At 69.4% G+C, this 14,007-nt stretch carries 14 protein-coding genes; 6 read left to right on the top strand and 8 right to left on the bottom strand.

Annotated elements, in window-relative coordinates:
* Window positions 1–3: 3 nt before the first annotated feature.
* Window positions 4–1,116: a mechanosensitive ion channel family protein gene (locus L3N39_RS10425; RefSeq protein WP_237257421.1), complete on the bottom strand. Its 1,113-nt coding sequence runs from the start codon at window positions 1,114–1,116 to the stop codon at window positions 4–6.
* A 197-nt stretch (window positions 1,117–1,313) separates the two neighbouring features.
* Here L3N39_RS10425 and L3N39_RS10430 point away from each other — a divergent pair, with 197 nt between their 5' ends.
* Window positions 1,314–1,844, top strand: a complete 531-nt coding sequence (locus L3N39_RS10430) for a ferritin-like domain-containing protein (RefSeq protein ID WP_237257262.1) — start codon at window positions 1,314–1,316, stop codon at window positions 1,842–1,844.
* Window positions 1,845–1,958: 114 nt separating this feature from the next.
* Window positions 1,959–2,246: a DUF2061 domain-containing protein gene (locus L3N39_RS10435; protein ID WP_237257263.1), complete on the top strand. Its 288-nt coding sequence runs from the start codon at window positions 1,959–1,961 to the stop codon at window positions 2,244–2,246.
* A 7-nt stretch (window positions 2,247–2,253) separates the two neighbouring features.
* Here L3N39_RS10435 and L3N39_RS10440 read toward each other — a convergent pair whose 3' ends face one another.
* Window positions 2,254–2,523, bottom strand: a complete 270-nt coding sequence (locus L3N39_RS10440; protein ID WP_237257264.1) for a DUF1652 domain-containing protein — start codon at window positions 2,521–2,523, stop codon at window positions 2,254–2,256.
* A gap of 275 nt (window positions 2,524–2,798) precedes the next feature.
* Here L3N39_RS10440 and L3N39_RS10445 point away from each other — a divergent pair, with 275 nt between their 5' ends.
* The 3 genes from L3N39_RS10445 (at window position 2,799) to L3N39_RS10455 (ending at window position 6,840) form a co-directional block, all read left to right on the top strand.
* Entirely contained in the window at window positions 2,799–3,098 is a 300-nt protein-coding gene (locus tag L3N39_RS10445) for a hypothetical protein (protein WP_237257265.1), read from the top strand.
* A gap of 21 nt (window positions 3,099–3,119) precedes the next feature.
* The gene (gene ligD, locus L3N39_RS10450) at window positions 3,120–5,630 is read left to right on the top strand and encodes a DNA ligase D (RefSeq protein WP_237257266.1); all 2,511 of its coding nucleotides are present in this window, start codon (window positions 3,120–3,122) and stop codon (window positions 5,628–5,630) included.
* Between the two features lie 166 nt (window positions 5,631–5,796).
* Window positions 5,797–6,840, top strand: coding sequence for a hypothetical protein (locus tag L3N39_RS10455; protein ID WP_237257267.1), 1,044 nt, complete (start codon window positions 5,797–5,799; stop codon window positions 6,838–6,840).
* 42 nt (window positions 6,841–6,882) lie between these two features.
* Here L3N39_RS10455 and L3N39_RS10460 read toward each other — a convergent pair whose 3' ends face one another.
* The 6 genes from L3N39_RS10460 to L3N39_RS10485 form a co-directional block, all read right to left on the bottom strand.
* Window positions 6,883–7,116 (bottom strand): DUF2790 domain-containing protein, encoded by a 234-nt coding sequence (locus tag L3N39_RS10460; RefSeq protein WP_237257268.1) that lies wholly within the window; start codon window positions 7,114–7,116, stop codon window positions 6,883–6,885.
* Between the two features lie 244 nt (window positions 7,117–7,360).
* Window positions 7,361–8,308 (bottom strand): LysR family transcriptional regulator, encoded by a 948-nt coding sequence (locus tag L3N39_RS10465; protein WP_237257269.1) that lies wholly within the window; start codon window positions 8,306–8,308, stop codon window positions 7,361–7,363.
* A gap of 27 nt (window positions 8,309–8,335) precedes the next feature.
* Entirely contained in the window at window positions 8,336–9,799 is a 1,464-nt protein-coding gene (locus L3N39_RS10470; RefSeq protein WP_237257270.1) for an efflux transporter outer membrane subunit, read from the bottom strand.
* On the bottom strand, window positions 9,796–10,701 hold the full coding sequence (locus L3N39_RS10475) for an efflux RND transporter periplasmic adaptor subunit (RefSeq protein WP_237257271.1): 906 nt from the start codon (window positions 10,699–10,701) through the stop codon (window positions 9,796–9,798). Before L3N39_RS10475 ends, L3N39_RS10470 begins: the two co-directional genes overlap by 4 nt.
* Before the next feature lies 1 nt (window position 10,702).
* The gene (locus tag L3N39_RS10480; protein WP_237257272.1) at window positions 10,703–10,906 is read right to left on the bottom strand and encodes a DUF1656 domain-containing protein; all 204 of its coding nucleotides are present in this window, start codon (window positions 10,904–10,906) and stop codon (window positions 10,703–10,705) included.
* Window positions 10,903–12,936 carry an FUSC family protein gene (locus L3N39_RS10485; protein ID WP_237257273.1) on the bottom strand — a complete coding sequence of 678 codons (2,034 nt, stop codon included), beginning with the start codon at window positions 12,934–12,936 and terminating at the stop codon, window positions 10,903–10,905. The genes L3N39_RS10480 and L3N39_RS10485 overlap by 4 nt, the downstream gene beginning before the upstream one ends.
* Window positions 12,937–13,086: 150 nt before the next feature.
* Between L3N39_RS10485 and L3N39_RS10490 the strand changes: the two genes are divergently transcribed.
* Window positions 13,087–13,974 (top strand): helix-turn-helix domain-containing protein, encoded by an 888-nt coding sequence (locus L3N39_RS10490; RefSeq protein WP_237257274.1) that lies wholly within the window; start codon window positions 13,087–13,089, stop codon window positions 13,972–13,974.
* Window positions 13,975–14,007 lie beyond the last annotated feature (33 nt).

A 14,007-nucleotide genomic window follows, 5' to 3' on the forward strand; every position in this document is an offset into this window, starting at 1 on the left:
CGCTCAGACCGGCGGCTGGCGCTCCGGCTCGGCCGGCGCCGGGCTGGACTTGTCCACCGGGTGCCGGCGCGCGACGGCGAGGTCTGCGCGCAGCTGCGGCAGCGCCTCGGGGTAGCGCCGCTGGATGAAACCCACCAGGTTCTCGCGGATGTGGCAGCGCAGGTCCCAGTTGCGCGAGGAGTCCGGCGAGCTGACCAGCACCCGCAGCTGGATCGCCTTCTCGCTGGTGTCGGTGACCTGCAGCACGCAGACGCGCCCGTCCCACAGCTCCGGCACCTCCTTGCACAGGCGGCGCAGCTCGTCGCGCAGCGGTTCGAGCGGCAGCGAATAATCGACCCAGACGAACACCGTGCCGATCAGGCTGGAGCTGCGCCGCGTCCAGTTCTGGAACGGCTTCTCGATGAAGTACTGCAAGGGCACCACCAGCCGCCGGTCGTCCCAGATGCGCACCACCACGTAGGTGCCGGTGATTTCCTCGATGCGGCCCCATTCACCCTCGACGATGACCACATCATCCAGGCGGATCGGCTGGGTGATGGCGATCTGCAGCCCGGCGATCAGGTTGGCCAGCACCGGTCGCGCGGCGAAACCCACGGCCAGGCCCGCCAGGCCCGCGGAGGCGAGCAGGCTGGCGCCGAACTGGCGCGCCGAGGGGAAGGTCATCAGCATCGCCGCGGCGCCGATGATCACGATGAACAGCCCGAGGGTACGCAGCAGCACACGTGACTGCGTATGGATCTGCCGGGCGCGCAGGTTGTCGGCGATGTCCACCGGGTTGCTGATCTGGATGACCTGCTGCAAGCCGCGCAGCACGCGCAGGGCCAGCCAGGTGAGGCAGACGATGATCAGCAGCCCGGTGACGTGGCGGGCGCCGCCGATCAACGGCAAGTCGTCCGGCGCGGCCTGCCAGACGCCCTGCAGGCCCAGCAGTGGCAGCAAGACGCGCACCGGGCGTTCGAGATGCTCGGCCAGTTCGCGGGTGAGCAGGAAGCCGCGTGCCAGGCGTAGCGCCACCGCCGTCAGCACCCGCCCGCTGAGACTGAACAGCAGGAGCACGGCCACCGCCAGGGTCAGCGTGCGCAGACCGGGCTGGCTGATGTAGCTGTTCCATTGCAGGAGAAAAGCGGGCAGTTCGATGGGGCACCCCCGTCGCGTTTACATGTGCCCAGTGACTGGGGCGAGGCCGCAAAGTTCAGGCCCGGCGGGCCGCGTGCAGCCAGTCGGATGGTCGGAACTTGCCAGCGGCCGTCGGCCTCACAACCCACAGACGGGCCGAGTGCCCTCGAACTTCCCAAGCCACAGGAGAGACGACCATGCAAAGCGCCCAGACCGGCAACGACGTACGGGTCGAACGACTGATCGAATGGTTGCGCGACGCGCACGCCATGGAGGCCCAGGCCGAGACCATGCTCAACAAGCAGGCCGCGCGTATCGAGAATTACCCCGAACTCAAGGCCCGGATCGAGCAGCACATCGTCGAGACGCAGAACCAGGCCCGGCTGATCGAGAGTTGCCTGCAGCGCTACGACAAGTCCTATTCGGGGATCAAGGACCTGGGCGGCAAGATGATGGCGATGGGGCAGGCCATGGGCGGCATGATGGTCAGCGACGAGATAGTCAAGGGCGCGCAGATGGGCTACGTGTTCGAGAACCTGGAGATCGCCTCGTACACCATCCTCATCGCCGCGGCCGAGGCCCTTGGCGATACCCAGACCCAGCAGATCTGCGAGCGCATCCTGCAGGAAGAGATCGCCATGGCCGAGTGGATGCGCCAGCACCTGCCGCAGATCACCCAGGCCTACCTGACCCGCGCCGTGACGCCTGACGTCGAAGCCAAGCGCTGATCGTCCCCGGCGTCACGGAACGACGGGCGCGGGCCTGGCGCCCGGCCAGAGCTGGCTCAAAGCAAAAAAGGGCCGCGACCGGCAGGGACCGTCGCGGCCCGGACTGGATCCGCAATGAAGCAAAGACCCCTGCTGAAGACCTTCACCTTCGCCATCCTGCACTTCGCGACCGCATTCATCGTGATCTACGCGCTGACCGGCAGCTTCCTGGTCAGCAGCGCCGCGGCACTCATCGAACCGGTGGTCAACACCTTCGTGTTCTACCTGCACGAGCGCGTCTGGCAGCGGCTAAGCCAGCGCAAGGCCGAGCAGAGCCACAGCTACGGGCATGACGTGTTCGTGCGCTACCTGGAGCGTTCGCGCGCCGGATCGCCACAGAGCAGCGTCCCGCCGCGACGCTGAGCGCGGCTCACTTGGCGGTGGCGCGGTCACCCGCCAGTTCGCTGCGGGTCGCGTAGAGCTCGATGCGCAGCTCCTGCGCCAGGCGCACCAGGTTGGCCGCATCGCGACACTGGTCGTAGCGGATGCCCAGCACGGTCAGCTCGTCGCGTTCGGCCTGCTCGCCGTAGAGGCGCACGGTGAGGGAGCGGTCCGCTTGCGGGTGGCATTCGCAGCGATAGGGTTGCAGGTGGTCGTGCAGGATCGCTTCGATCTTGAACAGAGGTAGCCGAGTGCTCATGAGTCCTCCTGTGAAGTGGGAGGTGACTGGGCCGTGCGCGAAACTGGCGGCGCATCGTTGGTTGCGAACGACTTCTGAACCCTAGCAGCCACGCTCGTGGTGTCCATGGACAAATTTGTCACAGCCCCCGCCGCTGCTCCGCGAGCGCCCTGTTTCGGCCGCTGGCGGGGATGACCATTGGTCAGGACGCAGCCGAGCGTGGCGCTGATCCGCGGTCACAAGGATTACCAGCCGAAGATGACAGACGCGTAACGGCGTCGTTTGCAGGAGGTGGCATGAAGCGCTTGATCCTGACCCTTGCCCTGAGCACCGTGGTGGCCCTGCCGGCCGCCGCCCAGTGGCCCGCCGGTACGCCGCGCGACGACCAGGGCTCGCCGCCCAGCCCCTCGGGCAACCCGGCCCCGCAGGAAGAGGTGGAAACCCGCCGCGACCATCAGGGCCGCCTGGTCACCGAGGACGGCAAGCCAGTGCGCAACGGCACCGAGGAGGACGCCGACAGCTCCGAGCAGCCCGACCGGCATAGCGCCCCGGGTGGGCCGAACGACGATTCCACCTCGCCTGGCTCCATCGAGTGAGGCCACGGGGCAGGGCAGGCCATGGCACTCGAGGAATACAACCGCCGGCGTGACTTCGCCGCCACCCCGGAGCCGGCCGGCAAGCCTCGGCGCAGCGCGGCCAAGGCCCACGCGCTGCAGTTCTGCGTGCAAAAGCACGACGCCACGCGGCTGCACTATGACTTCCGTTTGGAACTGGACGGCACCCTGAAGAGCTGGGCGATCCCCAAGGGCCCGAGCCTGGACCCGAAGGTGCGTCGGCTGGCGGTGCACGTCGAGGATCATCCGCTGGACTACGCCGGCTTCGAAGGGCACATCCCCGAAGGGCACTACGGCGCCGGCGACGTGATCGTCTGGGATCGCGGCATCTGGCTTCCCCAGGGCAACGCCGCCGAGGGCTATCGCAAGGGCAAGCTCAAGTTCGAGCTGCAGGGCGAGAAGCTCGCCGGCGTGTGGAACCTGGTGCGCACCCACATGCAGGGCAGCAAGGAGCAGTGGTTCCTGATCAAGTCGGGCGACGAACATGCGCGCCCGCAGAGCGAGTACGACATCGTCGCCGAGCAGCCGGACAGCGTGCTCAGCGAGCGCACGCTGATCCCGCGTCGGCGCGGTGCGGCGGCGGCGGGCAAAACCACCAGCCGCCGCACCGCGCGCAAGTCATCGCAGGCGATGCCCGCGGGCGCCCTGGCCGCCGACCTGCCGGCCAGCCTCAAGCCGCAGCTGGCGACCCTGGTCGAGTCGGTGCCAGACGGTGACTGGCGCTACGAGATCAAGTTCGACGGCTACCGCCTGCTCGCGCGCATCGAGGGCGAGCGGGTCCAGCTATTCACCCGCAACGGCCACGACTGGACGGCGAAGATGCCGCGCCAGGCCGAGGCCCTGGCCGGGCTGGGCCTGGCGTCCGCCTGGCTCGACGGCGAGGTGGTGGTGCTCAACGAAGCAGGCACGCCGGACTTCCAGGCGCTGCAGAACGCCTTCGAGGCCGGGCGCAGCGGCGGCATCGCCTACTACCTGTTCGACGTGCCGTACCTGAACGGTCACGACCTGCGCCAGGTGCCGCTGGAGCAGCGGCGCGCGGCATTGGCCAGGCTGCTCGAAGGCAACGAGAGCGAGCTGCTGCGCTATTCCGCCTATTTCAGCGAGCAGCCGGAAAGCATCCTCGAGAGCGCCTGCCAGATGCGCCTCGAAGGGCTGATCGGCAAGCGCGCCGGCAGTACATACGTGTCACGGCGCAGCAACAGCTGGGTGAAGATCAAGTGCAAGAACCGCCAGGAGTTCATCATCGTCGGCTACACCGAGCCGAAGGGTGCGCGCAGCGGCTTCGGTGCCCTGCTGCTGGGCCTGCATGACGAGCAGGGCGCATTGCAGTACGCCGGCAAGGTCGGGACCGGCTTCAACCAGGCCAGCCTGCAGAGCCTGCACGCGAAGATGCAGCCGCTGGAAACCGCCCGCTCGCCGCTGGCCAAGGCGCCGCCGGCGGCCGACGTGCGCGGCGCGCACTGGCTCGAGCCGAAGCTGATGTGCGAGGTGGCCTACGCCGAGATGACCCGCCAAGGTGTGGTGCGCCACTCCGTGTTCCACGGCCTGCGCGCCGACAAGCCGGCCCGTGCCATCACCCGCGAGCGGCCGACCAAGGCGGGCGGTGACAGCGACGCCCTGGCCGCGAGCCGGGTGCGCATCAGCAACCCCGAGCGGGTGATCGACAAGGCCAGCGGGGCGACCAAGCTGGAGCTGGCGCGCTTCTATGCCGAGGTCGCACCCTGGGCGCTGCCGCACCTGCGCCGACGTCCGCTGGCGCTGGTGCGCGCGCCGGAGGGCATCGACGGCGAGCTGTTCTTCCAGAAGCACGCCGAGAAGCTGAGCATCCCGCACATCACCCAGCTGGACCCGGCGCTGTACCCCGGGCACGCCGCGCTGATGGTGATCGACAGCGCCGAGGCGCTGGTCGGCGCGGCGCAGATGGGCACCGTCGAACTGCACACCTGGAACGCCGTGGCGCCGCAGCTGGAGCGGCCGGATCGCTTCGTCCTCGACCTCGACCCGGACCCGGCGCTGCCCTGGAAACGCATGCTCGAAGCCACCCAGCTGACCCAGACGCTGCTCGATGAAATCGGCCTCGCATCCTTCCTCAAGACCAGCGGCGGCAAGGGCATGCACATCCTCGTGCCGCTGCGCCCGGAGCATGGCTGGAGCGAGGTGAAGGCCTTCAGCCAGGCGGTGGCGCGCTACCTGGCGCGGCTGCTGCCGGCGCACTTCTCGGCGGTCAGCGGGCCGAAGAACCGGGTCGGCAAGATCTTCATCGACTACCTGCGCAACAGCCAGGGCGCCAGCACCGTGGCGGCCTACTCGGTGCGCGCGCGCGAGGGGCTGCCGGTCTCGGTGCCGATCCACCGCGACGAGCTGGCCGAACTCAAGGGGGCGAACGCCTGGACGCTGCGCAACCTGCTGCCGAGGCTGGAGGAGCTCGGCCGCGAAGACCCCTGGGAAGGCTTCTGGCACAGCGAGCAGCAGATCAGCACCGAGATGCGCGAACGCCTGGGCATGAAGGCTTAAGCCTCCGCTCGTCCGAATGGCGGCGCGGCTGCATCGTCCGGGCGATAGCGGCGTTAACCCGCAGCGACGAACAATCGCCCCGTTCAGGGAGTGGCACCGGGCGAAGGACGCGCCGGACAGGCCAGCATGAAGTCGGCCCACGACAATATTCAAAGGAGTGTCCCGCATGTTCGCGCGCAAACCGCTGATTGCCTGCATCCTGCTCGGCTCGTTGCCGGGCCTCACCCTCGCCCAGGCCCTCACCAGCCAGTCGGGCAGCGACAACCAGATCATCCTCGAGCAGACCGGCCCGAACTCGGCGACCCAGTTGCAGCAGGGCACGCTGAACTGGTCCCGCGTGGTCCAGGACGGCGACAACAACCTCGCGCTCACCGACCAGCGCGGCTACGAGCTGCAGGCGCAGATCGTCCAAGTCGGCAGCCAGAACCAGGCCAGCATCTACCAGGCCAACCTGGATTACCGCAGCGACGCGCAGGTCGAACAGCTGGGCACGACCAACCTCGTCGAACTGGTGCAGCAGGATGGCAATGGCAACTATGCCGTGCTCCGCCAGGCGGGCGCGGGCAACGTGCAGCAGGTCGACCAGACCTTCTACGTCAACTCCCTGGATGCGCGCTCAGAGGGCGATGGCAACCTGATCGAAGTGGTGCAGGACGGCGGGGGAAGTGCACAGCTGAGCCAACTGGGCGACGGCAACCGCCTGGAGATCTTCCAGGAATCGCCGGCCTACGGCAGTTCGACCCGGGTGAGCCAGGAAGGCGACCTCAACCAGGCGGCGGTGACGCAGATCGGTGGGCGCTACTACACCGGCGAGGTGCGCCTGGCGCAGCGCGGCGAAGCCAACAGTGCGGACGTGACCCAATGGGCGGGCTTCAGCACGGTCGAATACACCCAGGACGGCGTCGGCAACGAGCTGAACGCGCGCCAGACGACGCGCAGCGGTCTCATCAGCGGCAGCTCGGTGGGTAACGAGAACCGCGTGGACATCGTCCAGGGCTACGACGGCCCGCTGCTGACGATCGCCCAGAACGGCTCGTTCAACGAGATTGACGCAGTGCAGGACGCCGCCTACAGCACGGCGTCCATCAGCCAGACCGGCGACGCCAACATCGCCGTGCTGAACCAGGTGACGATGTTCGACGTGCAGCCGCCGAGCGCCAGCATCACCCAGGCCGGAACCGGCAACAGCGCGTCGGTCACCCAGCGCTGAGCGGGCCGGCGAGCGCGACCGTCCAGGCGGTCGCGCCAGGGCTCAATGATCGAAGCAGTCGCTGCCGTGGCGCAGGTAGGTCATGACGTGGCTTTCGCCCTTCGAGTCGAGGTAGGTCATCTTCGCCTCGACCACGTTGCAGCCACCGGCCGGCACGTCGATGGAGACGACCTTGGCGATGTCCGGGCGCTCGGCGGCGCGCGACGGGGTGGACTCGCCGGCTACGGCGAAGGATGCGCACAGGGCCAGGCTGATCGCACAGGCGAACGTTTTCATAACGACCTCCAGAGGTGGTGCCGTCGGTCTTTTCGCCGCGGCGTGACCGGACAGGGCTGTCCGGCCGGGGGAATAAAAAGGGCTGCCACGAGGAGAGAAGCAGCCAACATGACGTTGTCGTTCGCCAAAGGAGCGTGATTGCCGAACGCTGCAGCGGGACGGTACGGCCGCTGCGTGTCATGCGAGTCAGGATAGGGGCAGGCGGGCGCTGGAAAAACCCGGCTGGCGGTCAAGAACCTTTGCGCTATTGGTAATAATCGGCCTGGCACGCCGGGGCGTGCAGGATCGCGCGGTTGGCCTCCAGCACCTGCGGCAGTTCCTCGCGCAGGAAGTCGACCCAGGTCTTGATCTTGGCATCGAGAAAGCGCCGCGAAGGGTAGAGCGCGTAGATGGTCTTCTCCTGCAGCTGGAAGCCCGGCAGCAGCCGGCGCAGGCTGCCGCGCTGCAGCGCCGGCGCGGCGACGTAGTCGGGCAGCATGCAGATGCCCATGCCGGTTTCCGCGGCGTTAGCCATGGCCTCGGCGACGTTGACCTTGAAGCTCTCGCCCGGCTCGATCAGCTGTTCGCCGTCGTCGCAGAGAAAGCGCCAGCGGTCGCCCAGCGACGGGTCGGCCAGGCGCAGGCAGCGGTGCCGGTGAAGATCCTCGGGATGCCGCGGCACGCCATGCTGCGCCAGGTAGCTTGGTGCCGCACAGAGGACCTGGCTGACGCTGCCCAGGCGCTGGGCGATCAACTCCGAATCCTCGAGCTGGTGGCGCAGGGTGATGACCACGTCCAGCCCGTCCTGCAGCAGGTCGGGGTGGTGCTGGGAGAGGGTCAGTTCCAGGTCGACCGCCGGGTAGCGCTCGCTGTAGCGCCCGGCCAGCCTGGCCAGCAGCTGGATGCCGAGGCCGGTGATCGAGTGCACCCGCAGGCGGCCACGCGGGTCGATGCGCGCGCAGCCGGCCTCGATCTCGGCCTGCTCGACTTCGCCGAGGATCTGCCGGCAGCGCTCGGCGAAGCGCGAGCCGGCTTCGCTCAGCGCCAGTCGGCGCGTGGTGCGATGCAGCAGCCGGGCCTGCAGGTGGTTCTCCAGTTCGGAGACCAGCCGCGAGACCTGCGCGGTGGACATCGCGCATTGCTCGGCGGCGGCGGTGAACGAACCGGCATCGACGACGCGGACGAAGACGCGCATGGCATTGAGCATGTCCATCGATTGTTACCTCAGGCGTAACCCGTTTCAGTGCGCGGTCGTCGGCCCGGGACCGCGCTCGGCGTTCTGCCAGCCGCCGCCGAGGGCCAGGAACAGGTCCACCTGGTCGACCGACAGCTGGGCCTCGGAGCTGGCCAGCGCGGCCTCGGCGCTGGCCAGCGTGCGTTCACTGTCCAGGCTGGCCACGTAGTCGATGCGACCTTGCTGGTACAGCCGTCGATTGTAGGTGGCCGCGTCGCGCGCCGCATCGCGCGAATCGCGCAGGGCACGGTTGCGCTGCAGGTCGTTGGCGTAGCGTGCCAGCAGGGTCTGGGTCTCGCGCAGGGCTTGCAGCACCACGCCGTCGAAGCGCGCCAGTGCGGCGTCCGCGCCGGCTTGGGTGGCGCGGATGCGGGCGCGGTCGACCTGGGTCGGAATATGCCAGGCGATGTGCGGGCCGAACCCCCAGCGCCGGGTGATCGGGTCGCCGATATGCTCGAGCATGCCGGTGTAGCCGGCATCCAGGCCCAGGCTGACCTCCGGGTAGAGCATCGCGGTGGCCACGCCGATGTCGGCGGTGGCCGCGGCCAGCTGGCGTTCGGCGGCGCGTACGTCCGGGCGCCGCTTGAGCAGCGCCGCGCCATCGCCCACCGGGATCGGCTGGTTCGGCTGCGGCGCGTGGCGGCAGGCGGCGACCGCCTCGGGCAGTTCGCCCGGCGTGCGGCCGAGCAGGGCGGCCAGGCCGTAGAGCGCGCTGGCCCGGCGTATTTCCAGCGGCGGCAGCTCGGCGCGCAGCGCCTCGACCTGGGCACTGGCCCGCGACACGTCGACCTGGTTGCCGCGACCGCCGTCGAGCAGGCGCCGGGCCACCTCGAACTGCCGGGCCTGGATATCCAGCGAGTGGGCGGCGATGGCCAGTTCCTCGCTGGCATGGCAGGCGCTCATGTAGTGGCGCACCACCTCGGCGACCACTGTGATCCGCGCGGCATCCAGCGCCGCCTGGCTGGCCTGGGCGCTGGCCGCGGCCGATTCGGTGGCGCGCTGCAGGCGGCCGAACAGGTCGAGCTGGTAGCCGACGGTGACGCCACCGTCGGCCAGGTTCATCACCGGCAGTTTCTCGTGCAGCGCCAGCGCTTCGCTGGACAGCTGGCCGCGGGCGACCGAGGCCTCGCCGCCGATTTCCACCTCCTGCGCGTGGTGCGCCATCTGATAGCCCTCGTAGGCGCGGCGCAGGTTGTGGTAGGCCAGGCGTACGTCGGCGTTGCGCGCCAGGGCCTCGGTGATCAGCTGCTCGAGCAGCGGATCGTCGTACAGCTTCCACCAGTCGGCCGGCAGCGACTGCTCGGCGACCCGGGCATTGCCCGCCAGGTCGAAGGCTGCGCCGGCCGTGGGGCGTTTGATCGCCGCCTCGTCCGGCACCCGGTAGTCGGGGCCGACCGCGCTGCATGCCGCCAGCCCGGCGATGGCCAGGGCCAGCGCGCCCCGGCGCAGTGTCTCGGGCAGGCGCGTCATGGTGCGCTGACCCGGGCAGGCTGCCCGGCGTCCGGCCAGGGCAGCACCGAGAGCGTGGCCGTGCGCCCGACCACCAGGCGGATGTCGGTCTGCTGGCCGTCGTCGAGCACCACGCGCACCGGGATGCGCTGGGCCAGGCGGACCCAGTTGAAGCTGGGGTCGATGTTGGGCAGCAGGGAGTTGCCGCGCACGCGGTCGCGATCCTCGATGCCGGCGGCGATGCTCTGCACGTGGCCACGCAGGTGCTGGGCCTCGCCCATGACGTGGATGTCCACCGGCTGGCCGATCTCGATGGCGTGCAGCTTGGTTTCCTCGAAGTAGCCCTCCACGCGCAGCGAGCCGGTGTCGACGATCGACAGCACCGGCGTGCCGGTCTTGACGTAGTCGCCGACGCGCATGGTCTGGTCGCCGAGGTAGCCGTCCACCGGGCTCAGCACACGGGTGCGTGTGAGGTCCAGGCGCGCCACGCCGAGCGCGGCCTCGGCGGTGGCCAGCGCGGCCTCGGCGCGCTTGACCTGGGTGTCGCCGATCTCGACCGTCTCGGCGGCGATCAGGTCCTTGAGCACGCGGTTGCGCCGCGCCTCGCGGCGGGCCTGTTCCAGCTGGGCGCGGCGCTCGAGCACGGCGGCCTCGGCCTCGGCCACGGCCAGCTCGAAGCGCGCGCGGTCGATGACGAACAGCAGCTGGCCGCGCTCGACCTTCTGGTTGTCGCGCACGTGCAGTTCGGTGACCAGCCCGGAAACGTCCGGCGCGACCTGGATGATGTCGGCATGGACATGGCCGTCGCGGGTCCAGGGCGACTCCATGTAGTAGTCCCAGAGGTGGACGCAGACGAGCGCCGCAGCGGCGACCACCGCCAGGGTGAGCAGCACCGAGCCGGCGCCGGATAACCATTTGTTCATGTCAGGTCCGCGGTATCAGGTTGAACAGGCCGCCCAGCAGGATCAGATAGAGGGCGAGGTTGAACAGCGGCGGGTGCCAGACCCACCGGTAGAAGCCCAGGCGCCGCAGGCCCCGGGTCAGCAGGCTGTTGAGCAGGTAGGTGGCCAGCATCGCCACCAGCAGCAGCGGCACGTAGACGCCATAGATGTCGAGATGACCGGTCATGCCAGGCCTCCTGCGGCTTGCCGCGTGGTTTCGGCGCGCGGCGCAGCCGGCGCCTGCAGCGCCAGGCGCAGGCCGTGCACGGCGCGCGCGGCGTGGCGGGCGCTCTGCTCGGGGCGTGCGAGCAGGGCGTCCAGGGTGCGCGACAGCTGCGCATCGAGCGCGGCGGGCAGCGCCAGTTGTCGCTGCGCCCGTGCACAAGCGGAAAAGTGCTCGCCCAGCGCGGCGAACAGCCCGCCCAGCACGCCGGAAAGCGTCGCCGGGGCGCGCTGCAACTCGAGCAGGCGAAAGCAGATGCGCAATTCCTGGATCGCATCGCCGAAAGCCACGCCGCCGTCTTCCAGCTGGCCGATGCGCGGCAGCAGCTGGCCGACCCGGTCCACCACCCGCGGCACCACCCGGGCGAAATCGTCACGGCGCTCGCTCGCGCTCAGCGCAGCCAGGCTCGACCAGCCCTGGCGTGCCAGCCGCCGCGCCGCCCAGAGCGTGCCGAAGGGGCGCGTCAGGCGCACCCAGACCAGCGCGAAGACCACGCCCCCGGCGGTGGACAGCGCCATGTCGGCGAACAGCGGGAAGTCGGCGCGATAGCTGTCCTGGATGGTGATGGTACTGATCGTCTGCACCGCCAGCAGCACCACGGTGCCGGTGTACTGCGGGCGGCCGGTGAGGGTGCCGAGCAGCAGGAGCGGCACCGCCAGCAGGGTCGCCAGGCTGCCGAAATCCTGCACGTTGGGCATCAGCGCAAAGAGGTAGGTGGCTGCGGCGAGCGTGGAGATCAGCGTCGCCACCAGGAACGAGCGGATGAACGGCGCGGGGTTGTCCTGCCCGGCGAAGAAGCAGCTGGCCACGGCGGCGATGAACACCGCCGCGTAGCCGTGCTCCCAGCCGGAGAAGTACCAGAGCACGCAAAGCAGGAAGATGCCGGCGGCGACCGAGGCCGCGCTGAAGGCGAGCAGGCCGTGGTCATGGTGGCGCGGCCCGCCGACCAGCTGCCCGACCCGGTAGCGCAACGCCGGCGCCCGCTCGGGATGGCCTTCGGCGAAGCCCTGGCGCAGGGCGATGCAGTCCTGCCAGAGGTCGATCAGCCCGCGCAGCTGGCGCAGGGCGCTCTCGAGCGCCAGCGCCTGGCCGCGGTGCTGGTCGCCCAGCCAGGCTTCCAGTTGCCGGCTGCGCTCGCGCAGCTGGCGGGCGCTGATGCCGCTGGTCGAGCCCTCGAGCCAGCGCTCGACCTGCTGCAGGTGCTCGTCCAGTTCCGGCAGCGGCTGGTCCAGCTCGCGCTGCAACGCCTGCAGCGCATCGCCGAGCGAGACCAGTTGCGGAATGAGCATTGCCATGCGCGCGCGAAAGTCCCGGGCGTGGCGCTCCGGCAGGTGACTGCTGCTGTCGTAGCTCAGGTGCACGATCATTGCGTCCAGGCCCATCACGTCCACCAGCAAGCGGTTGAGCAACGCCTGGTCGGCGGCCCCGAGCTGGCGGCTGGCGAGCAGCCTGGCGGCCACCGCTCGGCCGTCGCCGAGCAGCCGGTCCATGCGCGCGCCGAGGGTCGGGGCGATGCGGCTGGGCAGCACCAGTGCGTTGACCAGGCTGGCGCAGACGATGCCGAGGAGAATTTCCTCGGAGCGCGCCAGGGCCACGTCGAACAGCGTCGAGGGATCGTTGACCTCGCTGAGGCTGATCAGCGGCACCGTGTAGGCGGCGAGCATGAAGATGTAGCTGCGCGGCGTGCGGTCGAGCAGCGACAGGTAGAGCAGGGCGCCGATCCAGGCCGACATCACCAGGCTCATCAGCAGCGGCTGCTGGGAGAAGGTCGGGATGATCGCCACCGACGCCACCGCGCCCAGCACGGTGCCCAGCGCACGATACAGCGCCTTGGAGCGCGTCGCGCCCGACAGCGGGTGCGAGACCACGTAGACCGAGGCCATCGCCCAGTAGGGGTTGTCCAGCGGGATCGCCAGCGCGACGTAGAGCGCGAGCAATGCCGCAAGCAGCGCCTTGGCCGAGAACAGCCATTCGCGCCAGGTCGGCAGATTCATAGGAGTTGGTTTCGTCGAGAAGCAGCGCCAGAAGACCCGCCAGGCGCTGCGGATGCACACAAGTGGTTACATTTAACGGCAAACAGGCTGGACGATTCGTTCAACCAACCGGACAATCCGTGCAAATCCGGCTCCGCTTCGACTATCGAGATGAAGAAACGCATCCCCAACTACGCGCTCTACGGCGAGGCCGCGCTGCCCAGCTGGCAGGACCTGCTGCACCTCGAGTGGATCAACCGCGGCCGCGCCAGTGACCTGCGCGAGATCTCGGCGCATCGCCACGACAACCTGCTGCAGCTGATCTACGTGCGCCGCGGCCAGGGCGAGGTGTCGCTGGAAAACAGCCGCCTGCGCTTTCGCGCGCCGTGCATCATCCTGCTGCCGCAACGTACCGTGCATGCCTTCAGCTACTCGGCCGACACCGACGGCCCGGTGATCACCGCCGCGCAGCGCCCGCTCGAATCCATCGCGCGCATCCTCTCACCGCGCATCCTCGCCTTGCTGACCCGTCCGCGGGTGTTCGACCTGCCCTGGCAGGCCGATGGCAGCGAGCCGATCTGGCCGCTGATCCAACTGTTGGAGAGCGAAGCCGGCGCCGGGGAGGGCGGCAATCTCGCCGCCGGCCAGGCGCTATTGGTGGCCTTGCTGGCGAGGGTCGCCAGCCTCGCCGAGCCGGTCGCCACCCGCGGGCCGGCCAGCGGCCGTCGTGCCGCGCTGGTCGGCCAGTTCCGCGAGCTGGTGGATGCGCAGTTCCGCCGCCACTGGACCCTCGGGCGCTACTGCGAGGCGCTGGGGGTCACGGCCGCCACGCTCGGCCGCGCCTGTCGCGAAGAGGCCGGCGAAGCGCCGCTTTCGATCGTCAAGGAGCGCCTGGTGCGCGAGGCCCAGCGCCAGCTGGCCTACACCGACCTCGACGTGCAACAGATCGCCCGCGACTTGGGCTTCGCCGACGCCGCCTATTTCGCCCGCTTCTTCCGCCGCCAGTGTGGCGTGACACCGAGCGACTTCCGCGCCGCCTTCCTCGGCTCGGCTGGCTAGCGCGACTGGCAAGATCCGTGGGGTGCTTGTCAT

The organism is Pseudomonas oligotrophica, from assembly GCF_021726475.1.
Taxonomy (GTDB): Bacteria; Pseudomonadota; Gammaproteobacteria; order Pseudomonadales; family Pseudomonadaceae; genus Stutzerimonas; species Stutzerimonas oligotrophica.

Coding starts and splice junctions, on each gene's coding strand:
- L3N39_RS10430 (WP_237257262.1), top strand. CDS start 1,314: ATGCAAAGCGCCCAGACCGGCAACGACGTACGGGTCGAACGACTGATC.
- L3N39_RS10435 (WP_237257263.1), top strand. CDS start 1,959: ATGAAGCAAAGACCCCTGCTGAAGACCTTCACCTTCGCCATCCTGCAC.
- L3N39_RS10440 (WP_237257264.1), bottom strand. CDS start 2,523: ATGAGCACTCGGCTACCTCTGTTCAAGATCGAAGCGATCCTGCACGAC.
- L3N39_RS10445 (WP_237257265.1), top strand. CDS start 2,799: ATGAAGCGCTTGATCCTGACCCTTGCCCTGAGCACCGTGGTGGCCCTG.
- ligD (WP_237257266.1), top strand. CDS start 3,120: ATGGCACTCGAGGAATACAACCGCCGGCGTGACTTCGCCGCCACCCCG.
- L3N39_RS10455 (WP_237257267.1), top strand. CDS start 5,797: ATGTTCGCGCGCAAACCGCTGATTGCCTGCATCCTGCTCGGCTCGTTG.
- L3N39_RS10460 (WP_237257268.1), bottom strand. CDS start 7,116: ATGAAAACGTTCGCCTGTGCGATCAGCCTGGCCCTGTGCGCATCCTTC.
- L3N39_RS10465 (WP_237257269.1), bottom strand. CDS start 8,308: ATGGACATGCTCAATGCCATGCGCGTCTTCGTCCGCGTCGTCGATGCC.
- L3N39_RS10470 (WP_237257270.1), bottom strand. CDS start 9,799: ATGACGCGCCTGCCCGAGACACTGCGCCGGGGCGCGCTGGCCCTGGCC.
- L3N39_RS10475 (WP_237257271.1), bottom strand. CDS start 10,701: ATGAACAAATGGTTATCCGGCGCCGGCTCGGTGCTGCTCACCCTGGCG.
- L3N39_RS10480 (WP_237257272.1), bottom strand. CDS start 10,906: ATGACCGGTCATCTCGACATCTATGGCGTCTACGTGCCGCTGCTGCTG.
- L3N39_RS10485 (WP_237257273.1), bottom strand. CDS start 12,936: ATGAATCTGCCGACCTGGCGCGAATGGCTGTTCTCGGCCAAGGCGCTG.
- L3N39_RS10490 (WP_237257274.1), top strand. CDS start 13,087: ATGAAGAAACGCATCCCCAACTACGCGCTCTACGGCGAGGCCGCGCTG.